The 25187-nt window shown below is 74.1% G+C and carries 24 protein-coding genes; 4 read left to right on the top strand and 20 right to left on the bottom strand.

From position 1 onward, the window contains the following. Positions 1-28 precede the first annotated feature (28 nt). Positions 29-1201: an aminoglycoside phosphotransferase family protein gene (locus ACFUUZ_RS00510; RefSeq protein WP_378690677.1), complete on the bottom strand. Its 1173-nt coding sequence runs from the start codon at positions 1199-1201 to the stop codon at positions 29-31. Positions 1202-1404: 203 nt separating this feature from the next. Here ACFUUZ_RS00510 and ACFUUZ_RS00505 point away from each other — a divergent pair, with 203 nt between their 5' ends. Together ACFUUZ_RS00505 and ACFUUZ_RS00500 are read left to right on the top strand one after the other, a co-directional pair. Beyond that, complete coding sequence (locus ACFUUZ_RS00505; RefSeq protein WP_378690674.1) at positions 1405-2304, top strand: universal stress protein; 900 nt, start codon at positions 1405-1407, stop codon at positions 2302-2304. Between the two features lie 77 nt (positions 2305-2381). Beyond that, entirely contained in the window at positions 2382-3365 is a 984-nt protein-coding gene (locus ACFUUZ_RS00500) for an Acg family FMN-binding oxidoreductase (protein ID WP_378690671.1), read from the top strand. 3 nt (positions 3366-3368) lie between these two features. Here the strand turns inward: ACFUUZ_RS00500 and ACFUUZ_RS00495 are convergent, their stop codons facing one another. The 9 genes from ACFUUZ_RS00495 to ACFUUZ_RS00455 form a co-directional block, all read right to left on the bottom strand. Beyond that, positions 3369-3746, bottom strand: a complete 378-nt coding sequence (locus ACFUUZ_RS00495) for a pyridoxamine 5'-phosphate oxidase family protein (protein WP_378690875.1) — start codon at positions 3744-3746, stop codon at positions 3369-3371. Positions 3747-3938: 192 nt separating this feature from the next. After that, on the bottom strand, positions 3939-4283 hold the full coding sequence (locus tag ACFUUZ_RS00490; RefSeq protein WP_378690668.1) for a spore germination protein GerW family protein: 345 nt from the start codon (positions 4281-4283) through the stop codon (positions 3939-3941). A gap of 25 nt (positions 4284-4308) precedes the next feature. Continuing rightward, positions 4309-5208 carry an STM4011 family radical SAM protein gene (locus ACFUUZ_RS00485; protein WP_378690665.1) on the bottom strand — a complete coding sequence of 300 codons (900 nt, stop codon included), beginning with the start codon at positions 5206-5208 and terminating at the stop codon, positions 4309-4311. A gap of 4 nt (positions 5209-5212) precedes the next feature. Further along, positions 5213-6544, bottom strand: a complete 1332-nt coding sequence (locus tag ACFUUZ_RS00480; RefSeq protein ID WP_378690662.1) for an STM4012 family radical SAM protein — start codon at positions 6542-6544, stop codon at positions 5213-5215. Continuing rightward, entirely contained in the window at positions 6541-7347 is an 807-nt protein-coding gene (locus ACFUUZ_RS00475) for an STM4013/SEN3800 family hydrolase (protein ID WP_378690872.1), read from the bottom strand. The genes ACFUUZ_RS00480 and ACFUUZ_RS00475 overlap by 4 nt, the downstream gene beginning before the upstream one ends. Beyond that, positions 7344-8504, bottom strand: coding sequence for an STM4014 family protein (locus tag ACFUUZ_RS00470; RefSeq protein ID WP_378690659.1), 1161 nt, complete (start codon positions 8502-8504; stop codon positions 7344-7346). The genes ACFUUZ_RS00475 and ACFUUZ_RS00470 overlap by 4 nt, the downstream gene beginning before the upstream one ends. Before the next feature lie 101 nt (positions 8505-8605). Continuing rightward, on the bottom strand, positions 8606-9553 hold the full coding sequence (locus tag ACFUUZ_RS00465) for an STM4015 family protein (RefSeq protein WP_378690656.1): 948 nt from the start codon (positions 9551-9553) through the stop codon (positions 8606-8608). 680 nt (positions 9554-10233) lie between these two features. Then, complete coding sequence (locus tag ACFUUZ_RS00460) at positions 10234-10683, bottom strand: hypothetical protein (RefSeq protein WP_378690653.1); 450 nt, start codon at positions 10681-10683, stop codon at positions 10234-10236. Between the two features lie 226 nt (positions 10684-10909). Then, positions 10910-11560, bottom strand: coding sequence for an RICIN domain-containing protein (locus ACFUUZ_RS00455; protein ID WP_378690650.1), 651 nt, complete (start codon positions 11558-11560; stop codon positions 10910-10912). 175 nt (positions 11561-11735) lie between these two features. Between ACFUUZ_RS00455 and ACFUUZ_RS00450 the strand changes: the two genes are divergently transcribed. Together ACFUUZ_RS00450 and ACFUUZ_RS00445 are read left to right on the top strand one after the other, a co-directional pair. Beyond that, a complete protein-coding gene (locus ACFUUZ_RS00450) occupies positions 11736-12056 on the top strand; it encodes a hypothetical protein (protein WP_378690648.1) in 321 nt (106 codons plus the stop codon). A gap of 14 nt (positions 12057-12070) precedes the next feature. Next, the gene (locus ACFUUZ_RS00445; RefSeq protein WP_378690645.1) at positions 12071-13093 is read left to right on the top strand and encodes a DUF6745 domain-containing protein; all 1023 of its coding nucleotides are present in this window, start codon (positions 12071-12073) and stop codon (positions 13091-13093) included. A gap of 150 nt (positions 13094-13243) precedes the next feature. On the opposite strand, the gene ACFUUZ_RS00440 is transcribed toward ACFUUZ_RS00445, so the two are convergent. The 10 genes from ACFUUZ_RS00440 to ACFUUZ_RS00395 are packed head-to-tail and all read right to left on the bottom strand — an operon-like array spanning position 13244 to position 25172. Beyond that, entirely contained in the window at positions 13244-14368 is a 1125-nt protein-coding gene (locus ACFUUZ_RS00440) for a glycosyltransferase (RefSeq protein ID WP_378690643.1), read from the bottom strand. Further along, the gene (locus ACFUUZ_RS00435; RefSeq protein ID WP_378690641.1) at positions 14365-15693 is read right to left on the bottom strand and encodes a glutamate-1-semialdehyde 2,1-aminomutase; all 1329 of its coding nucleotides are present in this window, start codon (positions 15691-15693) and stop codon (positions 14365-14367) included. The genes ACFUUZ_RS00440 and ACFUUZ_RS00435 overlap by 4 nt, the downstream gene beginning before the upstream one ends. Before the next feature lie 18 nt (positions 15694-15711). Continuing rightward, positions 15712-16311 carry a YdcF family protein gene (locus ACFUUZ_RS00430; RefSeq protein ID WP_378690638.1) on the bottom strand — a complete coding sequence of 200 codons (600 nt, stop codon included), beginning with the start codon at positions 16309-16311 and terminating at the stop codon, positions 15712-15714. Position 16312: 1 nt separating this feature from the next. Next, positions 16313-17641, bottom strand: coding sequence for a glycosyl hydrolase family 28-related protein (locus tag ACFUUZ_RS00425; RefSeq protein ID WP_378690636.1), 1329 nt, complete (start codon positions 17639-17641; stop codon positions 16313-16315). Further along, complete coding sequence (locus ACFUUZ_RS00420) at positions 17638-19131, bottom strand: protein tyrosine kinase (protein WP_378690634.1); 1494 nt, start codon at positions 19129-19131, stop codon at positions 17638-17640. The genes ACFUUZ_RS00425 and ACFUUZ_RS00420 overlap by 4 nt, the downstream gene beginning before the upstream one ends. Continuing rightward, complete coding sequence (locus ACFUUZ_RS00415) at positions 19128-20504, bottom strand: hypothetical protein (protein ID WP_378690631.1); 1377 nt, start codon at positions 20502-20504, stop codon at positions 19128-19130. Before ACFUUZ_RS00415 ends, ACFUUZ_RS00420 begins: the two co-directional genes overlap by 4 nt. Before the next feature lie 9 nt (positions 20505-20513). Next, positions 20514-21518 (bottom strand): glycosyltransferase, encoded by a 1005-nt coding sequence (locus tag ACFUUZ_RS00410; RefSeq protein WP_378690628.1) that lies wholly within the window; start codon positions 21516-21518, stop codon positions 20514-20516. Further along, positions 21515-22987 (bottom strand): lipopolysaccharide biosynthesis protein, encoded by a 1473-nt coding sequence (locus tag ACFUUZ_RS00405; RefSeq protein ID WP_378690625.1) that lies wholly within the window; start codon positions 22985-22987, stop codon positions 21515-21517. The genes ACFUUZ_RS00410 and ACFUUZ_RS00405 overlap by 4 nt, the downstream gene beginning before the upstream one ends. Continuing rightward, positions 22984-24138 carry a glycosyltransferase family 4 protein gene (locus ACFUUZ_RS00400; RefSeq protein WP_378690623.1) on the bottom strand — a complete coding sequence of 385 codons (1155 nt, stop codon included), beginning with the start codon at positions 24136-24138 and terminating at the stop codon, positions 22984-22986. The genes ACFUUZ_RS00405 and ACFUUZ_RS00400 overlap by 4 nt, the downstream gene beginning before the upstream one ends. Beyond that, positions 24135-25172, bottom strand: a complete 1038-nt coding sequence (locus tag ACFUUZ_RS00395) for a glycosyltransferase family 4 protein (protein ID WP_378690870.1) — start codon at positions 25170-25172, stop codon at positions 24135-24137. The genes ACFUUZ_RS00400 and ACFUUZ_RS00395 overlap by 4 nt, the downstream gene beginning before the upstream one ends. Positions 25173-25187 lie beyond the last annotated feature (15 nt).

Raw genomic sequence — 25187 nt, 5'->3', positions numbered from 1 at the left:
CAGCGGAAACAGGGAGGAGGCCGGGTATTCAGACGCCGAGCGCGGCCAGCGATTCGTGGTCGTCGATGGCCGCGGTGATCCGCTCCAGCAGCGTCAGGCAGGTCTGCTCGGACTGCATCCTGGGCTGGTACACCGCGCGGCCGATGGTGAACGCCCACGCCGCGTAGGCGAAGAGCGCCTGCTGCCGGTAGGCGGTCCAGGCCTGGTCGAAGGTAGGGGCCTCGCCGCCGACCGCGCCGAGCTCGTCCAGGTAGGCGGCGAGCAGCTCGCGGTCCCAGGCCCGCCGGTCGGCCGGGTCGCAGCCGGAGTTCACGGTGTAGGCGAAGTCGTGCGCCCAGCCGCCGCGCATCACCACCTGCCAGTCCACGTATCCCATCCGGCCCGCGGCGGTGACGTAGGTCTGGCCGATGTGCGGGTCGCCGTGCAGCAGCGTCGGCGGCAGCTCGTCGGTGGCGAGCGCGATGGCCTTCTCCACCCCCGCCCAGAGCCGATCGGCGTTGCCGCGCAGCGATTCCGGGATCACCGCCTCGGCCCGGCGCAGCCCGACCTCGCAGCGCTTGCGCATGTCGATGGCGGCCAGGTAGGCCTGCAGCGCCTCCTTGGTGTCCTTCAGGTCGGCGATGTCGGGGTGCCGCCAGAAGGTGCGGTGCAGCTTGGCGAGGTTGCGGACCAGGTCCTCCATCCGGTCCCGGTCGATCCGCGCGGTCGGCTCGATGAACTCGGCGCCGCGGGTCTCGGCGATGTCCTCCATGAGCGCGATCGAGCGCCAGGAGCCGGGGTCGGCGGCGCCCCAGTAGCCGATCGGCGCCTCCATCTCGACCTGCGGCCGGAAGTCGCGGAAGAAGCGGGTCTCGCCGTCGATCATCTTGCCGCCGCCGAGCAGGATGCGCTGGGCGAAGGCGGTGGTGGTCTTGGCGAAGAGCGCCTCCGGCAGCCCCGCCGCCCGCCCCGCCTCGTTGTAGCGCACGCGCAGCGCGGTGCGGGTCGCGGTGCCGACGCTGCCGCCCGCCACCTCGTACTCCGTCACCTCCGCGCCGGGCACCGCGCCGCAGAGCACCGCCGTCAGCCACTCCGAGGTGAGCGTGGCGCCGGAGACCGGCACGTCATCCACCGTGCGCGCCCGCGGCCGCGTCACCCGCTCCCCCAGGATGTGCGCGCCGACTCCGAACGATCGCCCGAGCAACCAGACCTTGTGGTTCATACCGAGCACCTTAACGGCCGAAAACGTTGCTGTGCAGACCAATCCGCTATCCCCGTGCGACGGGTGCGCCGATGGCCCCTGCCGATCGGCACTGCGAGCCGATGACCAAAGCCACCGCTGGGTCGGGGCGCACGGCCGTACCGATCGGTCGGCGCGGCACCGAGACTCGGAGGGCCCCGCCCCACCACCGAGAGGACCTGACCATGGCCGTTCGCTCCGATGAGTTCCGTCCGCGGGTCGCGGCGCCGATCGTGGCGGGGGTGGACGGCTCGGCGGGCAGCGATCGCGCGGTGCGCTGGGCCGCGGCCACCGCCGCCGCCCGCGGCCGCACGCTGCGGCTGGTGCACGCCGTCGACCTGGAGCCGGTGCGCGCGCTCAGCGGCGCGGAGCCGCTGGTCGGCTCGCTCCGCGTCCGGGCGGGTGCGGTGCTGCTCGCCGCGGCGGAGCTGGCGGCCCGCACGGCCCCCGAGCTCAGGGTGCGCACCGAGCTGGCCGAGGGCGCCCCCGCCGGTGCGCTGATCGAGCGCTCGGCCGCCGCGCACCTGGTGGTGCTCGGCGCCACCGGAACCGGCGGCAGCGCCGCGCATCTGGGCTCCACGCTGCTGGCGGTCGGCACGCACGGCCACGGCGCCGTCGTCGTGGTGCGGGACCACGAGTTCGAGCGGCGCGCCGACCCGGCGGGCCCGGTGGTGGTCGGGGTGGACGGCAGCGCCGCGTGCGCGGCCGCCATCGCGACCGCCTTCGCCGAGGCGAGCGCGCGCGGCGCCGAGCTGGTGGCGCTGCACTCCTGGATCGACCTGCCCTACGGCGAGTTCGCAGGCCCGTCGGACGGGATCGACGACCCCGAGCCTGCGGGCACGGCGACCCGCATGCTCGGCGAGCAGCTGGCGGGCTGGAGCGAGAAGTACCCGGAGGTCGCGGTGCGCCGTGAGCTCTACCTCTCCGGGCCGCGGCACCACCTGCTGCGCTGGTCGCGGGCGGCGCAGCTGCTCGTGGTCGGCAGCAGGGGCCGCGGTGGCTTCGCGGGGCTGCTCTTCGGCTCCACCAGCAATGCGCTGGTGCAGCGGGCACACTGCCCGGTGCTGGTGGCGCACGGGGGCTGAGCCGGGGGACCAAAGACCCCCGATTCCGGTCTCGAGTGCCGTAGCCGCGGCGCCGCGCACCGGCGAAGACTCGCACCATGGCCGCGCACGAAACCCTGCCCCGCCCCGCCGACGACGACATCCGCGCGGCGCTGCGCAGCGCGAACCGCGCGCCGTCGGTGCACAACACCCAGCCGTGGCGGTGGGAGCTGGAGGCCGCCGTGCTGCACCTGGCCGCCGACCCCGAGCGCGGGCTCGCCGTCGCCGACCCGAACGGCAGGCAGCTGACCATCAGCTGCGGCGCCGTGCTGCACCACGCCAGGACCGTCTTCGGCGCCCACGGCTACCGCACCGACCTGGCCCGGCTGCCCGACCCCGCGCGCCGGGAGCGGCTCGCGACGCTGCGCTTCCGGCCCTGGCCCGCCCCGCCCGACGGCGTGCTGCGGCGCGCCGCGGCGATCGAGGGGCGGCGCACCGACCGGCGGCCGCTGCTCCCGCCGCCGCGCTGGCCCGACCTGCTGCACCGGCTGCGGATGCTGGCCTCCCCGCACTTCGTCGAGGTCGACGCGCTGGACGGCGCGGCGGGGCCGCGGCTCGCCGCCGCCTCGGCGCGGGTCGGGGCGCTGCACGAGGCCGACCCCGGCTACCGCGACGAACTGCACTGGTGGACCGGGCACCTCGACGACATCGGCGTGCCCGCCGCGGCCCTGGCCTCCGGCGCCGACGCCGCCGCGGTGCCGGTCGGCCGGACCTTCGCGGGCGCGGGCACCGGCGGCACCCGCGGCCACCGCGACGCCGCCGAGCTCATCGTGCTCAGCAGCGCCGCCGACGGACCCGAGCAGTGGCTGCGGACCGGCGAGGCGCTCTCGGCGATCCTGCTGGAGTGCGCGGCGAGCGGCGCCGCCTGCTGCACGCTGACCCACCTCACCGAATCGAGCACGGTGCGCACCCTGCTCACCGGCCTGCTGCGCGGCCCCGGCGTCCCGCAGGTGCTGGTCCGGGTCGGCACCGCGCCCGCAGCGGAGCGCGCGGAGCGGACGCGGCGGCTCCCGGTGGACGAGGTGCTGACGATCCTGCGCTGAGGGTCAGGCTGCGGCGGCCTCGACCAGCGCGGTGCCGGTGATCAGGGTGGGTTCGATGGCGATCAGCGAGTCCATCTGCCGCTGCACCCAGGGCCGCAGCCGCCCGCCGTAGTCGGCGAGCAGCGACGGCGCGGTGATCGGGTAGGCGAGCCCGGTCACCACCACCGACCAGCCGAGCCGCAGCGCCGGGTCGATCTCGTCGGCCTCGTAGGCCACCACCATCGACCGGTCCTCCCGCACCGAGTGCGAGAACCCCGAGCTCAACGCGGTGCGCACCACGATGACCTGGTTGTCGACCAGGTGATTCACCGGTCGGATGGCGGGCAGGGCATTGTGCGTGAAGACGATCCGCCCGTACGGCACGCTCGCCAGCAGCCGCATGGCCTCGGCCCGGCCCAGGTCGACGGTGTGCCGGACCGGATCGCCGGTGATCGGACACGGTTCGCGCTCGGTCACCGGCCGCCTGCCTTCCTGTTCGGGGATGTCGCCTCCATGCCATCACGGGCGATGCGACCCGCCGCAGTGCCGAAGGTCACCGCGGCGACGGCCGATCGGCTCGTGCTGCGGGGACCGCTACCGGCAGCTCCGGATCGCGGTGATCGAGATGGCGACCCCGGCGACCAGCCCGGAGAGCACGAGCCCTGCACCGACCAGCACCGTCCGGTTGGCGTCGAGCGCGGGCCGCCAGCGCACGCAGCCGTCCTTGATCACGAAGGCGCCGACCGGCTTGGCGCTCAGCCCGAACCCGGTGCCCTCGCCGTGCTCGCCGTCGGCCTTGCCGCCGCCGCCGAAGCCGCCGCCGCCGCTCACCGCGGCGGCCGGGATGACCAGCACCCCGTCCCGCTCGATCGGCTCGCCGTACACCCGGCGCACCGTCATCGAATCCGTCGCCGCCGCGAGGATCTCGTTCGCCTGCATCCTGCTCCCTTTCGTCAGGGCCGCGTCAGCGACCGGTACCAGTCTCGGCGCGTCGGCCGATCCGGACCAGCGGTAGTGCAGGGGGCACGGCCGGGATGCGTTCCAGCACACCGCCCGCGAACACATCGTAGAGCGGCAGCGTCTCCAGGTGCACGTAGCCGATGTGGCAGTCGCAGGCGGCGAGCGGGCAGCCGCGCGGGCGCAGCGCCGCTCGGAACGAGCCGTCGTAGAGGTTGCCCAGCTCGGCGGGGACGAAGTGGCAGCGCCGCACGGTGCCCTCGCCGTCCACCGAGATCACCGACTCCCCGGTGCGGCAGGGCAGCCCCGCCGAGGTGTGCGGGAAGCGGCTGTAGCCGAAGAGCGGGTCGAGCTCGGTCCATGCCGCGGCCTCGGCGTCGGTGAGCGGGTGCCCGTCGGGGGCGTTCACCCACAGGTAGACCTGCTCCGGCAGGTCGGCGCGGAGCCTGCGGCCCACCGCCAGGTGCTCGGGGAAGCCGACGATGCCGACGCTGTAGCGGATGCCGCCCGCGGCCAGCTCGCGGCATTTGCCGAGGAACCGGTCGTAGGGGGTCTGGCCGGGGTGGAAGGTGCACCAGAGCGCGAGCGTCTCCGGGTCGGCCTCCGCGGTCCAGCCGGTGCGGCCGCTCAGGTTGGTCTGGATGGCGACCCGGCGCACCTGCGGCAACCGGGAGAGCTCGACCAGGGTGCGCCGGTACCAGGAGCGCACCAGCCCCTCGCCCCACGGGGTGAACAGGATCGACAGCTGGTCGCCGTGCTGTTCCGCCACCCAGGTCGCGAAGCGCTCCAGCGCCGCCCGGTCGGCGCGCAGCTGCTCGCGGCTGTCCCGCCGCTTGGCGAACGGGCAGTACGGGCAGTCGTAGTCGCAGGAGGCGAGCGGGCCGCGGTAGAGGATGGTCAGCCGCACGGCGTCACCGCGGCCGGTAGCCGGCCATGGCGGCGCGCACGCCGGGTGAGAAGAGCTGCGGGCCGAGCGCATCCGACCAGGCCAGCCCCTCCGAGGTGAGCCGGAGCAGGTCGGAGCCCGCGTCGGGGTCGAGCCAGCCGCGCTCGGCGAAATCGGCGAGCTCGGCCGGGAAGTGGTCGTGCGGGCCCGCGCCGAAGCGGGCGCGGTAGGCGGAGACGTCCATGCCGTCGGCCTGCAGCAGCGATTGCAGCAGGTGCCTGCGGCGCCGGTCGTCCTCGTCGAGTGCCCTGCCCACCTCGGCTCGGGTGAAGTCGGTGGTCGCGGTGTACTCGTCGACGATGCCGCGGACCTCGCGGGTCTCCACCGCGTAGTCGAAGGAGTAGTGCAGCCCGGCGGTGTAGGAGCGGGCGCCCGCGCCGAGCCCGACCATGCCGTCGGTCTGGCAGGCGTGGTCGGCCGGGGTGCGCGGCGCATCGGCGCGCCGGAACATCCGCATGGAGACCTGCTCGTAGCCGTTCGCCAGCAGGTGGTCGCGGCCCTGGGCGTAGAGCGCGAGCCGCTGGGCGTCCCACTCCGCCTCGGCCACCGGGGTCCGTCTGCCGAGCCCGGTGAGCGGGCGGACGTAGAGCGGGTACAGGTACAGCTCCTCCGGGTGCCAGGCGAGCGCCGCGTCCAGCGAGGTGCGCCAGGTGGCGGCGGTCTGCCCGTCGATGCCGTAGATCAGGTCGATGTTCAGGATCGGGATGCCGGACTCCCGGATGGCGGCCAGCGCCGCCTCCACCTCGTCCCGGCGCTGCGGCCGCACCGCCGCCCGCGCCTCCGCCTCGACGAAGCTCTGCACGCCGATGCTGGCCCGCGTGGTCCCGCGCCCGGCGAGCACCGCCAGCCGGTCCGGGGTCGCGGTGCCCGGCGAGGTCTCCACCGAGAGCGGGACCGCGCGCAGGTCGACGCCGATGCGCCGCTCGACGATATCGCAGAGCCGGGTCAGCTCGGCGGCGCTCAGGAAGGTCGGGGTGCCGCCGCCGAAGGCCGCGGTGGCGAACCGGACCTCGCCGTCGCCGAGCGCGGTGCGCACCGCGATCGCCTGCCGCTCGACGGCATCCAGGTAGCGGGTGGTGAGGTCGCCGGGCGCGCCGATCCGGGTGAAGAGATTGCAGAAGCCGCAGCGGAATTCGCAGAACGGCAGGTGGGTGTAGAAGGAGAGCGCGTCCTTCGGCTCGTCCGCCCAGAGCGCGCGCAGCGCGGGCCGGTCCTGGCCGAGCGGACGGTAGGCGGTCTTGTGCGGGTAGCCGTAGATGTAGCTCTGGTACGGACGCAGGTCGAGTGCGGTCGTCATGCGGGACCCCCGAGGAAGAACTGGGCGTAGGGCACCGTCCACACCGATTCGTGGCCGAGCCGGTGCCCGGTGTAGCCGTCGTCGCCGTAGGCGGTGCCGTGGTCGGAGCAGACGATGGCGAAGCAGCGCCGCCGCGCGCCCATGGCCGCGAAGAGCCTGCCGATGTGCCGGTCCACGTACTCCAGCGCGGCGGCGTGTGTCGCCATGCTGTCGCCGTCGGCGCGGGTGGCGCCCGGCAGGTGGAACCAGTTCGGCTGGTGCAGCGCGGAAACGTTGACGAAGAGGAAGAGCCTGCGCTCGGCGGGCAGCGCCGCGACCACCTCCTCGGCCTTGGCCACCTGCGCCTCGAACGAGCCGGGCGCGGCCACCGAGAACTCCGGCGACCAGTGGCTCTCCTGGAAGTAGCCGGGCAGCACCGACCCCATCGGGCCGCGCTTGTTGAAGAACCCGACCCCGCCGAGGCACACCGTGCGGTACCCCTCGGCGGCCAGCCCGGAGACCAGGTCCGGTGTGTCGTAGACCCAGGTGCCGGGCGCGGTGGTCTCGCTGCCCTCGAACCTGGCCGCGAAGAGCCGCGGGTGCGGCCCCGGCGCGGCCGGGGTGGGCAGGAAGCCCGCGAACATGGCCTGGTGCGAGGCGAAGGTGAAGTTGCCCGGCGCGTGCCGCTTTTCCCACACCCCGCCGGGCAGGTGCCCGGCCAGGTTCGGCAGCTTGCCCGCGGCCAGCAGCTCGGCGGCCACGTCGTAGCGCAGCGTGTCCAGGGTGACCAGGAGCAGGTCGTCGTGGCCGACCACGGTGTTCATGTCGGGCACGGCGACCTCCTCCCGATCGCGGCGAGCTGCGCCGCATAGGTGTCCAGCCCCTCCGCGCCGCTGCCGGGCAGCCCGGTGAGCCGGGGCAGCAGGTCGCCGAAGGCATTGACCTCGCCGACCGCCCAGCGCCGCCAGCCCAGCCCGGGCAGCAGGTCCACCCCGACCCTGGAGAAGCCGGGGAAGCACGCGGCCGCCGCCTCGGCGACCGCGAGCGCGCCGGCCCAGTGCTCCCCCGCCGCCGCCACGACCTCGGCCAGCTCGCCGCGCGCGCCGCCGAGGTGCAGGTTGGTGATGGCGGAGCTCCCGGTCCGCACCACGACGTGCGTGGCCCGCCCGGCCACCACGAGCACCCGCAGGTCGGCGCTGCGGCCGTGCAGCGCGGGCTTGGGCAGCCAGCGCTCCACGTGCAGCCCGTCCGGCGCCAGCGCGTCGATCACCGCGGCGACCTCGCGCTCGCCCCGGTAGCGGTGCAGCCGCAGCGAATTGAAGAGCCTGCCGCGCTCGTCGCGCTGCACCGAGGTGAGCGCCTGCACCCGGCCGCCGCCCGCGGTCTCCACCGCGAGCACCCCGGAGGCCGACGACCCGTGCGCGAGCTTGACGAAGGCGCGGCGCATGCCGGGCTCGGCCAGCAGCGCGCGCAGGTCCGCCCAGCCGCGCACCGGCGCGGCATCCGGCCCCGAGGTGGGCGAGGCGGGGACCGGGACCCCGGCCGCGCGCAGCACCGCGTGGCAGCGCCGCTTGTCGAAGAGCACGGCGAGGTCGGCAGGATCGTCCAGCAACTCGGCGCCGTCCGCGGCGGCCCGCTCGGCCACCGCCCGCGCCGCCGCCAGGAAGCGGCGGTACCAGCGCGCGGTGCCCTCGACCCGGGTGGAGTCGGTGTGGCCGCGCAGCAGCAGGTCCAGCTCGGGGTCCTCGCCCGGCGAGTCCAGCCGGACCAGCTCGCCCGGTTCGAAGGCGGCGGTGCCCGCCAGGACGGAGCGCCAGGACAGCAGCCGCGGGGCGGGAAGCCCGGCGCGGGCGGCGGCCGCGGCGAACAGCGCACTGCGCCGGTTCGCCGGCACGCCAACGACGGCGATCCGCAGGGCGGGGTCACCACCGCTCCCCGCGCGACCGTCACCGCTCTCCGCGCGACCGCAGCCGTTCCCCACGCGGCCGTCACCGTTCCCCACGCGGCCGTCACCGTTCCCTGCGCGGCCGTCACCGCGAACGGCGCGGCCGGCACCGCGAACGGGAACGCCGGGCACCGCGGTCACTCCGCGACGGCGGTGTAGCGGTCCTCGCGGCCGCGGTCCGCGGCTTCCCGCCCGGAGAGGTCGACCTCGACGCCGTCGGCGGTCAACTCGGCGAGCAGCCGGTCGGCCAGCGTCTCCCCGACGAAGTGGTGGTGCAGATCGAGCTTGCGCAGGTGGGTCAGCGGCTGGCCGCCGAGCAGCGCCTCGACCCCCTCGTCGCCGAGCGTGCCCATGGACAGGTCGAGCGTGTGCAGCCTGGCCACCACCGGCGCGCCCGCCAGCGCGGCGGCCACGTCGTCCTGGATGTCGCTGTTGCGCAGCGCCAGGTGCTGCAGCTTGGGCAGCCGGGTGCCGGTCAGGAAGGGCTCCAGGTCGTCGACGGTGGCGTCCGCGCCGTACCAGGAGGTGCCGAGCCAGATGTCGAGGTGCTCGAGCTCGGGGAACTCGCTGGCGCCGATCCCGCGCACCACGTCGGCCCCGAGCCCGCCCGCCTCCACGATCAGCGTCTGCAACGACTCGTGCGTGGTCGCCGGGAAGGCCAGGTTCTGCCCGCCGCGCACGCCGAAGGCGCGCAGATCGGGGAAGGCGGCCAGCAGCGGGGTGATGTCGCCCTGCTCGATCCAGGTGATCTCGGCCTGCTCGAAGGTGATGTCGCCGACGAAGAGCGCACGCAGCGCCGGAAAGCGGTCGGCGGCGCCGGTCAGCGCCTCGACCACGATGTCGACGCTGTCCTCGTACGCCTCACCCCACTGGCCCACCACCAGCGCGGTGACCTCGGTGGTGTCCACCGCGGCCAAGAAGCGGGCAAAGGCGGCGGGCCACTTCTCCGGGTCGTCGTCGTAGGGCTCGACGGCGATCCGCCACGCCACCTCGGCGGGGGCGGGCAGCGCGGTCGTGCTCTTGGCGTCGGGGAAGTCGAACACGGGCAGGCCGTGCCACTCCTTCAGGTGCTCACTGACGGTCATTCGTGGGGCTCCCAGCGGCCGGGGTCTCGGTGTCGGAGCAGTTCTATCAAGCGCTCCCGACAGACCGACCGGCCGGGACAGTTCCACGTTGGTGACCCACCTATGGTCATGCGATCCGTCAGCTGGACAGTGCGGGCGTGTGGTGGCGCACCTGCCCGATCCGGAGTAAGGGCCCGGCACGCGGCTGACCGCGCGGGTTTACCACCAACAAGTCGCGGCTACGGCCGCCGAGCGCTGACCAAGGACAAGCACCCGAACCAGCCGCGATCCGGCGGCGACTGAACGATCGGGTGCTGCCGGCCACCAACCGCGAGCGCCGAGTGCGGCCGATGGCCTCGGCGCGACTGCTCGAGGACCACCGCGGCGGGCGGCTGCGTGCGGCGATCGGAGACGCCCGATGAGCGAGCAACCCCGCACCGCTGCCGCGATAGCGCTGCCGGCCGAGCTCGGCCTCGACGCCGCCTCCCTGCCCCCTCGCCTCCGTCCGGATCGAGCCCGTCGTGCCGACCTTCGCCGAGTACATCGAGCGGCTCTCGGCAACGATCCTCACACTCGCGACAGCCACCTACGCAATCGACCGTCCGGGTTCCCCTCCGTGCCGCCCACCGGCCCTTGCCGTTTCGCGGTACCGATGTGGGCGGCCGCACCGGTTCCGGTTCGGGTGCACCGGCCCCCGGTGCTCACTTGTTGCAGATCGTGTCCCCGAGGTAGATGTTGCGAGCGGGATCTTTGATCGCACCATTGGCGCAGAACTGGGTGCGGCCGTAGTCGTAGCGCAGGTAGCGGGTGTAGATGGCGGTGCTGCGGGCGTCGACGTGGGCTTGGTCGTAGAAGTTGGTAGTCCGCCCGGCGTTGGCGACCAGATCGGTGGTGCCGATAGCCGAGACGGTCTTGGCCCACATCCCGGCCCCGCCCGGGCAGTTCCCGATCCGCAGTTCGACCGTGCCGAGCCACTTCGTGCCCGAGTAGATCCCGCGGCTCTTGAGCGTGGTGGAGTTCGAGCAGGAGATCGGATCTCCCAGCCCACCGTAGGTGCCCGCGGCCGCCTCGCCCGCCGAACCCAACCCGATCACCGCCGCCGCTCCGATTGCTGTCGCAGCCGACATTGCCGCGCGCATCGCTGTCTTCATCGACACCTCCCTGATCAACAAGCACGAATCCACAGGCAGGACTACCTGAATGCCCCGCCTTGGCGACAGACACTAGAGCTGTGCGACATGTTGCGGGCAATTAACTGTGGATTGTCGGATGAATGACCGACACGGAGTTGGCCGCTCCCGGCAGCCCCAGCCTGCACGGCCTCGGCGCGAAGGTGACGCGGCTTCCCCCATCGAAGCGGCGCGAGCACGCGGGGATTCAGTGCGGGCCGTGACCGCCGTTGATGTCCCAGAATTGGTTGACATTGTTGAGGCAGGTCCACTGCTGCAGCGCCGCGCCGCGTTTCGGGAGGTTCGTCCGCGACGGGTTGGGGTTCCACGCGTCGAGGCATTTGCCGCTGTGCCGGGCGCGGATGACCGTTCGCACGTTGTCGCAGAACATCCCGGGTCCGCACACCACGGTCGGGTCGGTGGTCGTCTCGAAGAACCACAGTTGGCTGGGGCCGCCGTGGCACCAGAACGTCTGTACCCGCGCGCCGTCGGCACCACTGGCGTTGTTGACGTCGAGGCATTGACCGTTCTTCTGCACCCTCAACTGGACGTCGGAGTTCGGATTGTTCGGATCGACCCGAACGATGTCGAAATGCTGATTGGACCCGCCCCAGTAATCCCAGAGCACGGTGAAGACGAAGTCCGTCGGGTCAGGAACATCTGCCACCAGCCGCGAGTAGTGGTTGACGATCGTGAACGGATCGGGCGGGTGGGCAGCGGCGTTCGGCGTGAACAGGCCGACTCCCATCGCGAGCACGGCCAGCAGCGTCAGGCGCGCGAATTGTTTTCTCATGGCGTCATTCCTCGTTGATTCGTGGTCGACCGATCGAGGTGCGGTGCCGCGATAGTCGATGAGCATAAATCGTCACATAAGAGGCCCGTCTCGAGACCGCGTAGCGGACTACCTGCTTTCGCGGGATGTGGTGGCGCCCGTCCCGACGGAACAGTGATGGCCGGGACCTGTCGGACCCCCGCGCTAGCTTCCTTGTCGAGACCGGCGCAGCGGGCGCGGGCGAACGTCGCGGGGAGAAGCCATGTTCCGACAGGGAGACGTCCTGATCGTGCCGGTGCCGGAGGAGTCGGTGCCGCGGCAGGCGATCGACGCCGCGGGCGAGCCGCGGGATGCGCGCGGGCGGATGGTGCTGGCGCTGGGTGAGGTGACCGGGCACGCGCACGCGTTGGTGGCGCCGGGCAAGCTGGTACGCACGGGGGCCGAGCGGATGCTGCTGCACCTGCCGGAGGGCGGGCGGTTGAGCCATGAAGAGCATGCGGCCATTCCGTTGCCGCGCGGCTGGTACCGGGTGGTTCGGCAGCGCGAGTACACCCCGTCCGCCATCCGTATCGTCGCCGACTGAGCACGGGAGCACCGATGAGCATCGACAGCTGGCGCGCGGTCGCCGCCACCGCCGCACCCGCCGACCGGCCCGCCGCCGAGGCCGCGGTCCGGCTCGCCTACCACCGGGCCGGGCTGCCTGCCCCAACCACCGTGATCTGGGCCGATTCTCCGTCGACCGCCGTCACCGCCGTGCGCGGCCTGACGAATCCCGGTGCCTCCGTGCGCGATCGGGTGCGCACCAAGCCGTGGGCGGCGGAGCGGGCGCGGCTCACCGCCGAACTCGGCCAGGACGGGTGGGCCGCGCACTGGGCCGACACCGGCGCCCGGCTCTGGGATCTCACCGGGGCGCTGACCGGCGTGGTGCGGGAGGCGGTGGTCGCCGCGCAGACCGATGCCGTCCTCGGGGCGAACACCAAGGGCCGCAGGCGGGTCGAGAGCGGGATCCGCGCCATCCTGCTCGACGCCGTGCTCGGCCAGCACGATGCGCCCTGGCTCGCCGCCTTCGACGGCGCCCCCGCGCTGGCCGGGGTGGCGGGCGTCGCCGGAGCCGCGGGCTGGTGGTGGCCGTACGAGCACGCCGTCGTGCTCAGCGAGCGCCCGATCCGGTTGCTGCGCGACGAAGCGGGCAGGCTGCACTGCGGCGACGGCGCCGCGCTCGCCTACCCGGACGGCTTCGCGCTGCACGCCTGGAGCGGTATGCCGGTCCCCGCCGAGCTCGTCGCCGACCTCGGCAGCCTCACCCCGGAGCGCATCCGGGTGGAGGAGAACGCCGAGCTGCGCCGGGTCATGCTGGAGCACTTCGGCTACGACCGCTACCTCGCCGAGTCGAATGCCGAGCCGGTGCACCGGGACGAGACCGGCATTCTCTGGCGCATTCCGCTCCCCGGTGACGAGGACGTGGTCATGGTCGAGGTCGTGAACTCGACCGCCGAACCGGACGGGAGCTTCCGCACCTACTGGCTGCGGGTGCCGCCGGGCACCGCCACGGCCAAGGCCGGGGTGGCGTGGACCTTCGGGCTCGAGGAGGACGAGTACGTGCCGTCGCGCCAGACCTGAACCTGGCGGACACGCCCGCGCGGCCCGGCCGCGATGAACACCGCGGTGCGGCGGGTTCCGGCGCAGCGGTGCTCGCGGGCACACGCGTCTTCGCTCCCGGCGCACCGAGGGAGGCAGGCGGGCGCTCGGGAACGCCACCGCGTCTGCGAATCAGACCGGCGTCGCCTCGAGGGCTCGGTCCACCACCGCCACCATCCTGGCGCGGAAAGCCTCCGGGCCGAACGACTCCGCGTGCGCGCGGATGGCGGAGGGGTCGTAGGCGGCGACCTCGTGCGCGCCGATGACCTCCGCGAAACCCTCGAGCACCGCGTCGTCGGCGCCTGGGGGTACGTGCGCGCCGCTGACCTCGGGCCGGACGGTGTCGAGCGCGCCGCCCGACCCGACGGCGAGGACGGGGGCGCCGCAGGCCATGGCCTCGACCGGGACGATGCCGAAGTCCTCGATGCCAGGCATGAGCAGGGCGGCGCAGCGGCGGTACATGTCGACCAGGACGTCGTCGGGGGCGGCGCCGAGGAAGGTGGTCTCCGGCCCGGCGAGCGCCTCGAGCCGGCCGCGGTAGCGGCCGTCGCCGACGACGACGAGGCGGCGGCCGGTGCGCTGGGCGATGCGGATGGCGAGGTCGGGGCGCTTGTAGGGGACGAGGCGGCCCGCGAAGAGCAGGAAGTCCTCGCGCGCGACGGCGGGGGCGGGGGCGAAGCGGTCGAGGCGGACCGGGGGGTGGACGACGGTGGCGGGCAGCCCCCACCAGTCGCGGACGCGGTCGGCGACGGCACGGGAGTTGGCGACCACGCCGGTGAGGCGGGGGGCGGCGGCGAGCTCGGCGCGCTTGGCGAGGACGCCGAGCGCGGCGAGCGCGGTGCGGCCGAGCGGGCCGCCCGCTTCGCGGGCCCGGAAGGCCGGGTCCCAGGCCCAGCGGGCGGGGCTGTGCACGTAGGCGACGACCGGTGCGTCGGTGGCGAGCGCGGCCTGGACGGCGAAGGCGTGGTGGCTGACGACGACGGCGTCGAAATCGCGCAGCGGCAGCCCGCGCAGCGCGCGCGGAACGAGCGGGAGCAGCGGGGCGTGCGAGCGGCGGCCGGTGGCGGCGTGCAGCCGGTTCAGCCAGGTGGTCTCGACGGTGTCCCAGGGCGGGTGCGCGATGTCGGGGGCGGCGGCGGGGTCGACGAGGGGGGCGAAGACGCGGGCCTGCGGCCAGGCGCGGGCGAACTCGCCGACCACGGCTTCGGAGCCGCCGTACTCGGTGAACCGCTCGTGCACGATGGCGATCCTGGTCATCGCAGCACCTCCGCCAACCTGCGCGGCGCGGCGGTGGCGCGCAGCGCGGGGGCGACCGGGCGGCCGTCGAGCAGGCCGTCCACGGAGCCATGGGCAATGGCCCGCGCGTAGACGGCGGCGGCGCCGCGCACGGCCTCGACGGTGTGGTCGATGTCGGCGTCGGTGTGCGCGGCCGAGGTCACGAAGGACTGGCCGAGCACGCCGCGGCGCAGCAGCTCGCTCAGGAACAGCGTGCGGAACTCCTGCGAGGGCTGCCCGGCCGGGTCGAGGGTCTGGAAGACCAGGCAGGAGGGGCGCCCGGCGACCCGCAGGTACGCGCCGACCCCGGCCTCCGCGACCACCGCCTCGAACCCGGCGCGCAGCCGCTGCCCGGCGCGCTCCATCCGGCCCACCGGGTCGGTGGTGGCGTAGGCGTGCGCGACGGCGCGGAAGGCGGCCAGCCCCCCGGTCTCCGGGCCGTGCGTGGTGGAGAGCAGGAAGACCCGCGGCTCGTCGGTGCGCAGCCCGCCGCGCTCCATGAACTCGCGCTTGCCGGCCAGCGCGGAGAGCGGGAAGCCGTTGCCCATGGCCTTGCCCCAGCAGGACAGATCGGGCACGACGCCGTACACCGCCTGCGCGCCACCGGCCGCCCAGCGGAAGCCGGTGATCATCTCGTCGAAGATCAGCAGCGCGCCGTAGCGGTCGCAGAGCGCGCGGACCGCGGCCAGGTAGCCGGGCGGCGGCTCGTGCAGTGCCGTCGCGGCCTCCATGATCACGCAGGCGACGTCGCCGCCTGCGAGCACCGCCTCCAGCGCGGTGGCGTCACCGTACGGGAAGGAGACGGTGCCCGGCTCGGGGATGCCCGCCGCCATCGGGGTGGTGCCGATGAACCAGTCGTCCACCGAGAAGAACGGCTGCGCGCAGGCCGCGACGGTCACCCGGCCGGTGACGGCGCGCGCCAGCCGGATCGCGGCGGTGGTGGCGTCCGAGCCGTTCTTGGCGAACTTCACCATGTCGGCGCCGGGCACCAGCGCCAGGAATTCCTCGGCGGCGGCGAGCTCGAGCATCGTGGGGCGGGAGAAGTTGCTGCCCTCGGCGATGGCGGCGGTCACCGCCTCGACCACCGGGCGGTAGCCGTGGCCGAGCGTGACGGCGCGCAGCCCCATCCCGTACTCGACGAATTCGTTGCCGTCGCAGTCGGTCACCCGGCAGCCGCTGCCGCGCACCAGCACCGGGGCCATCCCCTCCGGGTACTGGTCCTCGGCCCTGGCGTAGGTGTGCGCGCCGCCGGGCACCAGTTCGTGCAGCCGCGCCTGGGCGGCTCTGCTCCGCGAGAAGTCGGTCACACCTCGCTCCTTCCCGGCTCAGCAGCCGATTTCGGTGAAGGCCCTGAGGTAGCCCGCGCTCTGGCGGACGTACATCCAGGCGGTGAAGGCGAGGTCGGTGCGGGCCGGGCTGGCCACCATGGTCACCTCGCCGTCGAAACACTTGCCCACGATGTATCGGGCGCGGGACACGTGCGGGGTGAAGGTGACGACGATGATGTGCCGCCAGTCCTCGGCCGCGGCACGGCGCCGGATCTCCTGCGCCTCGCCCTGGGTGGTCCACGGGTCCGGCTCGAAGCAGGAGACCCGGAACGGGTGCTCCCCTGCGCAGTAACGGGCCATGACCGGGTCGGCCAGCCCGGTGGAGGCGGAGATGACCAGCTCCGGCGCGAGCCCGCGCTCGGCCAGCTCCAGCCCGACGTCGAAGCGCTCGTAGGGGGTGCCGCCGAGCACCACGATGGCGTCGGCCGGGCGCAGCGGGTCCACCTGCGGGTGCACGAAGACCGGTACCCCTGCCACCGCGCCCGCGCCGAGGACCAGCAACAGCCCGGCCAGCCCGACCACCACCCGGCGCAGCACCGGCCACCGCGGCCGGGTGGCGGGCGCGGGGTCGGCGGGTGCGGGCGGCGGCGTGGTCATCTCAGCGGGCGGGCCGATCCTTGCCGAGCGGGGCGGTGGTCAGCGCGCCGTTGGGTGCGACCACGAGCCGCCAGTAGCCGCCCTCCGGGTCGCGCAGCACCACGCCCGCGTCGGCGCGGTCGGAGACGTAGGCGCCGCTCGGCAGCACCGAGGCCACCGCGGCGCCGTCGGCGGCGCGCGCCCGCAGGATCTCGCTGTCCCCCGCGGCCTGGGCGGTCACCGTCCCGGTGAAGCTGGGGCGGTGCGTGCGGCCGCGGCCGATCACCTGCCAGTGCTCCGGGAACGCCGCGGCCTCGATGTCGTCGCCCGCGCTGGAGATCAGGTTGATCGCGGTGCCCTCGGGGCAGCGCTCCGGGTCGATTCGGAGCTCCACCGGCCGCCGCCCCGGGTCCGGGTCGAAGGCGATGTTCGCCAGGTACGGCTGGCGGCAGTGCACCAGGTCGAGCACGACCGAGCGCGCGGAGACCTTGCAGTTCACCATGCCGAACTGCGACGGCCCGCCCTGCCCGTTCACCCCGACCTGCACCGCCACCTCGGCGCCCTCGAACCAGATGTTCGTCAGCCACCAGTTGTTGGCGGCGCCGTCGATCAGGATGTGCCGGTCGGTGGTGGTCAGGTCGTTGTCGGAGACGAACTCGCTGTTGCTGATCGAGAGCCCGGCATTGTGGTCGTTGCCGGTGCCGAGCACCCCGACCCAGTTGCTGGTGAACTTCGAGGAGGTCACGTAGTTCTGGATGCACGAGGTCACCATGCCGACCCCGAAGTTGTTGATGTCGCAGTCGATGAACGAGGTGCCGCCGGTGTTGCTGTCCAGTACGACGCCGCGCTGCTGCAGGTAGCGCGGGTGGTTGTCGCTCAGGTGGTTGCCGCGGACCAGCACCTGGTCGAAGCTGCACCGGAAGCAGTTGCTCAGCCGGATCGCGGTCGCGTTCGCACCGGTGAGGTAGAACCCCATGCGGGAGAAGCGAACCCGCTGCTTGTCCCGCAGCGACACCAGCGTGGTGTCCCGGTCGCAGAACACCGTGGTGACGTCGGCGCCGTCGCCGTAGATCACGGCGCCGTCCGGCAGGTCGGGCCAGGCGGTGACGGTGTAGTCGCCCGCGGGCAGGTAGATGACGGGGGGCGCGCCGTCGGTCTTCGCCGCGGCGGCGATGGCCGCGGTGTCGTCGGCCTTGCCGTCGCCGACGGCGCCGAACTCGCGCACATTGCGCACGGTCGGGCTCACCGGCCCGGTCCGGGCCGGTGCCTCCGGCGCCTCACAGGCGACCAGCGGCACCGCGGCCGCGCCGAGCGAGGCGGCCAGCAGGTGCCGCCGTCGTAAACCGCTCACTGCTCCCGCCCGGCTTCGGTCGCGGGCGCGGTGCGCTTCGGGCCGCGCCGGGTGAGCCGCCGCCACCAGCCGCGGCCGGTGTCGACGGTGACCAGCCCGGTGATGGTGGCGCCCGCGGCGGTCAGCGTGGCCAGCGCGGCCTCGGCCCGGTCGGTGCGGGCGTCGCCGAGGACGACGACGCCGACGGTGCTCGCCGCGCGGCTCGCCACCGCGACGGCGTCCGCGCTGTCGCCGGGGGCGGCGGTGTCGATCAGCACGTGGTCGTACTTCTCCCGGACCGCGCGCAGCACCGCGACGAACCGGCCGGAGGCGAGCAGGTCCTGGGTCTGGCCGTCGGCGGCGCCGAGCGGGAGCACCGCGAAGTTGCCGCCCGGCCACGGGGTGACGGCGTCGTCCACCGAGCCGTCGCCGCGCAGCAGCGCGGCCAGCCCGCCGGTGTGCCAGGCCGCCGCGACCGAACTCGGCACCTTCTCCGGCTGCGGCCGGTTCTCCGGGATGGCGCGCAGGTCCAGCTTGGTGGTCTGCTGGGCGGCGTTCTCCTGGCCCTCGCCCGCGCCGACCAGCGCCAGGTCGGGCTGCGGCTGCGGGGCGCCGTTGCGCACCGGCCAGTCGATCTCCGGGGCGGGCAGCAGCGCCGAGCTGCCGGTGCGGGTGGTGTCGGCGTCGATCAGCAGCACCCGGCTGCCGGTCGCGGCCAGCGCCCCGGCCAGCCCGATGGCCAGCGCGGGCTCGGAGTGCGCGCCGATCCCGGTGAGCAGCACCGTCTTCGTGGCCTCCGGCAGCCGGGAGCGCAGCGCGCGCAGGTCGTCGCGCTCGGTCGCCCCGCCCAGCGCCACCGAGCCGAGCAGGGGCCGCCCGAGCGGGGCCAGCTCGGCGCCGGTGCGCACCTTGCGGTCGAACAGCTCGAGCAGCAGCGCGATCCCGCCGCCGAGGACCAGCCCGGCGACCGCGCCGAGCGCGAGCAGCTTGCTGTTCCCGCGCGCGGGCTCGGCGGGGCGCTCGGCGGGGTCGACCACGGCGACCCGCGCCTGCGGCGCCGCGGTCTCCTCGATCGTCTCCAACTCGCTGACCAGCGCGCGGAACTGCGAGACGGTCTCGTCGGCGAGCAGCCGGGCGCGCTCGGCCTCGGTGTCGGTCACGGTGATGTTCAGCAGCGAGGTGGCGGGCGGCGAGTCCACCGAGACCTTGCCGCGCAGCTCGTCGCGGGTGAGCCCGAGCCCGAGCTGGCCGATCACCCGGTCCAGCACGAAATCGCTGCCGACCAGCTCCAGGTAGGAGCGCACCCGCTGCTGCGCGGCGAGCCCGCCCTGGTACGAGTCGGCCACCGAGGTCCCGGTCGCCATCGACACGTACACGGTGCTGGTGGCGCTGTAGCTCTTCGGCGTCGACTGCGCCGAGAAGGCCGCCAGCGCGATACCGAGCACCAGCCCGACCAGCAGGACGGCCCAGCGGCGCCGCACGATCGCCAGGTAGTCGGAGAGTTCCCTCATTGTTTTCCTTCGCTTCCCACCGGCACGGGGACTCCTGCCGCGACCGGCGCCGTCGTTCGTTCCCGGTGCCGCCGCCACTCGCCCACCGCGAGGCGGACCATCCAGGCCAGTACCACCACTTGCAGATATTTGCCGAGGACCTCGGCGGTGCCGAGCATGCCGCGCTCGAAGACCACCGGCACCTCGATCAGCCCGATCCCGAAGAGCACCGGCACCAGGTGCCGCGCGTACAGCGAGCGCGACCACGCGACCAGGACGATCGCGGTGAACGTCACCCCGATCACCACCCCGGCGTAGCCGCCGAGCACGTACCCCTCCGGAATGCTGCCCTCGGCCAGCGACACCGAGACCTGGCTCATGTCCACCGAGGCCCCGCGCACGTCGGTCGCCCACGCCGTCCCGGACTGCAGCTTCTCGCCGGGCAGCAGCTGGCCGGGGACCAGGCTGCGGGCCAGCGCGGTCAGCACCTGGTCCGGGGTGAGCCAGCTGCCCGGTTTCGTGTAGTAGGCGTCGGTCGCCGCCTCCAGCAGGTCGAAGCGGCGCAGCAGGCTGAGGAAGGGGCGCACCGGCTCCGGGTAGGCGGCGTCCACCGAGGCCGCCTGGGCGCGCAGGAACGGCGTCGACTTGAGCGACTGCAGCCAGTCGAAGCCCGCGATCCCCGCGACCGACACCGCGCCGATGCCGAGCACCTTGTCCCTGGTCCAGCCGGTCAGCGCGAAGCGGACCGCGACCGCGAGCGCGGCCCCGAGCACCGGCGTCTTGGACTGGATGGCGGTGGTCCACCACAGCTCGCCGAGGACCAGGAGGCCGAGCAGCAGCATGGTGTCGCGGTTGCGTGCGGGCCTGGCGAGCACGATCAGCCCGACCGCGCCGAGCGTGGCGGGCATGGCGAGCAGGCTCAGCACCGGCGAGGCGCTGGCCACCTCGCCCGCCGCGCCCGCGGAGCCGGTCGCCACGCTGGCCAGCCGGGCCAGCGTGCCGAGCACGTAGAGCACGCCGAGCGTGGCGATCATGTCCGGGTCGCCCGCGAGCGGCACCGGCCGCGGCGCACGGCCGTTGCGGCGCGACCACAGCGCATAGCCGAGCATGAGCAGCGCGTAGAGCACCAGGCCGAAGGCGACCGGGGTGAGCGCGGCCTCGATGCCGCGGTCGTAGCCGAGCGCGACCAGCCGCGGGTCGGCGATGTTGTCGCCGAAGCTCGACGCGGGCTGCACCACGAGCAGCACCACCGGCCGCGCCACGTACGACATGGTCCAGTACAGCGCCTGGGCGATGAGCAGCACCCGCAGCACGCCGGAGAGCAGCAGCGCGGCGATCACCATCGTGACCAGCGCGGCCACGATGATCATCAGCGGGGTGTTGCCGATCAGCACTCCGGCACCCTAGTCGAGCGCATTCAGGATCTCCCGCGCGCGGTCGGCGTAGCTGTGCCCGCCCTCGACGATCCGCCGGTACCCCGCCTCGGCGATCTTGGTGGCCTGGTCCGGGAAGAGCGCGCAGCGCTCCAGGATCTCGTCCAGTTCGTCCCGGCTGGAGAACAGGAAGGCCTCGGCGCCGTCGTCGAGCAGCTCGGCGTGCTCGTCGGTGCGCTCGCCGACGAAGAGCCCGCCCGCGGCCGGGACCTCGAAGGTGCGGCAGGTGTGGGTGTCCCGGTTGTCGGAGTTGAGCAGCACCAGGTTCGCCGTCACCGAGGCGACGGTCATCGAGAAGTCCTCGCCGAAGACGCCGCCGGTCACCTCGGCGCGGGTGGTGCGCAGCCGCCGCACCCGCCGCCAGCCGGGTCCGGCCACCAGCAGCTGGGCGCCGTAGGTGCGGGCCAGCGAGACCATGCCGTCGCGCCGGTCCGGGCGGCAGGCGCCGATGAAGCCGACCAGGTACTGCCTGGTGGTGCGCCGGGCCGCCGGGTGGTGCCAGGCGGGGTCGTAGGCGCTGCGCACGAAGAGCGTCTCCTTGGCGCCGCGCGCCATGAGCTCGCGCAGGTTGTGCCGCTTGGTGGTGACCACCAGGTCCCACTCGGACTCGTGCGCCAGGTAGTCCGGGGTGGTGTTCTGCGGGTTGGCGACATCGTCCGGGCTGTAGTGCACGTGCAGCGCGGCCGGGATGTCGAGCAGCCTGCGCTGGTCCAGGTGCACCGACTTGAAGCCGAAGACCAGGTCGGGGCGGAGCTCGGCGCCCGCGCGCTCCAGCCGCTGGTGCACCCGGTCCACCGTCCACGGCGCGCGCTGCTCGTGCGACTTGGCGTAGAGCCAGGAGGGCGAGAGCCGCGGCGGCAGCGTGGCCGCCGTCGAGTCGATCACCATCACCTCGTGCCCGAGGTGTCGGAAACCTTCGGCGAGCGAGCGGGCGTTGCTGCCGAGCCAGTCGTCGCCGACGAAGAGGATCTTCATCGCGTCCTTCTTTCCGCGGCCGCGGGCACGAAGCCGCCCGCGGCGCGTTCACGCACGATCAGCCCGCGCGTGCGCGCGAGATACCAGAGTGCTACGGCGAATTCGGCGGCCACGATGCCGCCGACCAGGGTCCAGACAGAGTGCGTGCGCGCGGCGACGAGCAGCGCGATGCCCGCGATGCAGGTGCCGACGAGCGCGCCGATCAGCACGCCGACGGTGTCCTGGCGCACCGGCAGGATCGCGGTGGTGATGAAGGAGGTGATGGTGGTGGCCGGGAGGATGAGCGCCTCGAGCCGCAACAGCGCCACCGCGCCGGTGAACTCGTCGCCGAAGACCAGCGGCACCACTAACGGCGCGATCAGCCAGAGCAGCGCGCTCGCCGCGCACGCCAGCCCGACGCAGACCGCCAGCGCGCGCAGCGCGTCCGGCCAGAACCGCTCGTCGCCGCCGCGCTTGGCCATCCGGGGCAGCAGCGCGAAGCCGATCGCGTCGAGCAGCGACTGCACCGCCCGGACCAGCCGGTCCGAGGCGGAGTACAGCCCGAGCGAGACGGCGTTGAGCACCGAGCCGAACACGGTGGCCGAGCCCTGCCCGTAGCTGGTCGTCAGCAGCCGCCCGGTGACCACCGGCGCCGCGGCGCGCAGCAGCGCGGCGACCCCGCGCGGGCGGCCGGGCGGGCCGAACCCGCGCCAGGTGTCCCACCAGGTCAGCACCACGCAGAGCACCGAGTTGCCGAGCAGGCAGAGCAGCGCGACCTCCGCGGTCGGGATGCGCGGCAGCAGCAGGATGAGCAGCAGCAGGTACGCGACCCGCGCCACCGCCTGGTAGAGCGTGGAGGCCCCGAACCGGCCCTGCCCGATCAGCAGCCAGTCCTCGGACATCGACCAGACGCCGCCGACGAACAGCCCGAGCGCGATCATCAGCAGGTACTCGGGGGCGCCGACGGCGAGCACGACGGCCAGCACCAGCGTCAGCACGCCGAGGATGCCGCCGCGGATCACCAGGTAGGTGCCGCGGGTGCGGTTGATCGAGACCCGCTGCTCGGCCGGGGTCCTGGTCTCGCTCGACTCCTGCACCCGGGCCGCCATGTAGGAGGTGATCCCGAGGTCGACCAGCAGTGAGCCGATGAAGTACGAGGACATCCCGACGGCGAGCAGCCCGAGCCCCTCGGTGCCGAGCACCCGCGCCATCAGCGGCAGCGTCGCCACCGTCACCAGGTACTGGCCGTACTTGCCGAAGCTGACGTAGGCGATGTCGCGGACCACGCCGAGCAGCTCGCGCAGCTTCGACACCGGCTCCTCGGGCGGTGCCTTCGTGATGACCGGCAGCTTCTGCGTCGGCCAGTCCATGAAGGCGGGCATGACCTCGGTGGGCGGGTCGTACTCCGGCATCCGCATGCCGTCCAGCGACACCGGGTAGTGCCGGTGCACGATCCGGATCGGGACGGTGATCTCCGAGTAGCGATTCACGGCGCGGGTACCGCCGTCCGCCCGGTCACGGTCGCCAGCAGCCCGGTCACAGCCGCCGCGGTGGCCTCGATCCCGAAGTCGCGGGAGCGCTCGACGGCCGCGGCGGCCAGCCGGGAGCGCAGCGCGGGGTCGGCGGCGAGCCGGTCCAGCGCGGCGGCCAGCGCGGCCGGGTCGCCGGGCCGGACCAGGATGCCGTCCACCTCCGGCCGGACGATCTCGGTGGGGCCGCCCGCGTCGGCGGCGAGCACCGCGCACCCCGCGCGCATGGCCTCGACCACGACCTGCCCGAACGGCTCCGCGGTCACCGAGCAGTGCACCGCGATGTCGGCGGCGGCCAGGTACCGCTCCGGATCGGCGACGTGGCCGGTGAACTCGACCGGCACCGGCAGCGCGGCGGCCAGCTCCTCGAGCTGCGCCCGGTACTCCTCCTCGTCGAAGAAGGTGCCGCCGACCAGGGTCACCGCGGCGGGGCGGTGCACGGTCAGCGCGAGCGCGCGCAGCAGCACGTCCTGGCCCTTCCACGGGGTGAGCCTGCCCGCCAGCACGATCCGCACGGCGTCGGCGGGGCGCTGCGGCGCGCGCGGCGGCGGCGCGGTCGCCTCGATGCCCGGGTACGCCACGACGGCGGGCCGGTGCCGGGTGGACAGGGTGCCCAGGGTGGCGCGGCTGTTGGCCACGACCCCGCGCGCGGCCCACCGGCCGAGCACCCGCAGTGCGAACGCGAGGACCCGGCCGAAGTAGTCGGCCGAGATCCGGTCGTGCACCTGCCACACCAGCGGGATTCCGGCCCGCCGCGCCGCTACCGCCCCCATCAGCAGCGCCTTGGTGCTCTGCGCGACCAGCACATCGGCCTCCGCGCGGCGCAGTGTGTCCCCCAGGGCGCGGCCCAGCCGCACCAGCTCCAGCGCCCCGCCGACCAGCCGCAGCGGGCCGGAGCCCGCGATGGTCAGCGAGCGGCTGTCGAACCCGGTGCGCTGCACGGTGACCGGGATGTCGCGGGCGCGCAGCAGCTCGACCAGCGGGCCGTTGGCGGTGAGCAGCATCGACGGCCGCACCGCCGTCCCCGCGCGCAGCGCGGTGAGCAGCCGCAGCGTCGCCAGCTCGGCGCCGGACGGCGCGGCGGTGTGCGTGAGGAAGACGGCGTCGATCATCCGGCCAGCTCCCGGTAGAGCGCGACGTGCCGGTCGGCGGCGGCCGTCCAGGAGAAGGTCTCGGCGTGCGCGCGGCAGCGCTGCGGGTCGGGCAGCTTGCCGTCGAGCGCGGCGACCAGCCTGGCGGCCAGCGCGGCGGCGTCGCCGGGCACCACGATCAGCGATTCGTCGAGCTCGCGCACCGAGTCCGGGAGCCCGCCGCAGGCGGTGACCACCGGCGCCCGCCCGGCCGCCAGCGACTCCAGCGCGATCAGCCCGAACCCCTCCAGCGCCACCGACGGCACCACCGTGAGCGCGGCCTCGGCGTACAGCGCGGCGAGCTCGTCGTCGCGCACCCGCCCGGCGAACCGCACGCTCGCGCCGAGCGGCCCGGCCTGCGCGCGCAGCGCGGCCTCCGCGGTGCCGGTGCCGACGATCACCAGCCGCGCCTCCGGGTGCTCGGCCAGCACCGAGGGCCAGCCGCGCAGCAGCACGTCGATCCCCATCCGGTGTTCCAGCCTGCGCACGCACAGCACCAGCGGCGCCGCCCCCGCGGGCGCCGGGCGGAACTGCTCGAGGTCGACCCCGGGCGGGATCACCGAGATCGCCTCCGCGCGCACCCCGTAGTCGGCGACGAGCAGGTCGCGGAAGTGCTCGGAGAGCACGACGAACCGGTCCGCGCGCAGCGCCCGCACCCGCTCCAGCAGGTACTTGGCGCGGGTCGCCGCGGCGCCATCGCCCGCCATCCTGCTCTCCGCCGCCCACGGGCCGTGGAAGTGCACCACCAGCGCCGAGCCGCGCCGAGCCGGCGGGCCGTAGAGCGCGAAGTGCCGGTCCAGCACGGCCGTTCCGGCCGGCGCGTCGGCGTAGGCGGTGCGTGCCCGGTGCAGCGTGGAGCCGCCGGTCGGACCCCACGAGCGGGCGCCCGCGGGGGCGTCGCCGAAGGCCGCGGCGTCGACGGTGACGTCGGTGCGGCCCGCGAGCGCGGCGTGCAGGTCGGTGAAGTAGCGGTTCAGCCCGCCGTGGGCCGAGCCGAACCACTCCGACCCGGTCATGTGTACCCGCGGCGC

Source organism: Nocardia sp. NPDC057353 (assembly GCF_042667085.1).
Taxonomy (GTDB): Bacteria; Actinomycetota; Actinomycetes; order Mycobacteriales; family Mycobacteriaceae; genus Nocardia.
Note: the sequence above shows the minus strand (reverse complement) of the source record. Positions and strands in the feature narration are given on the sequence as shown.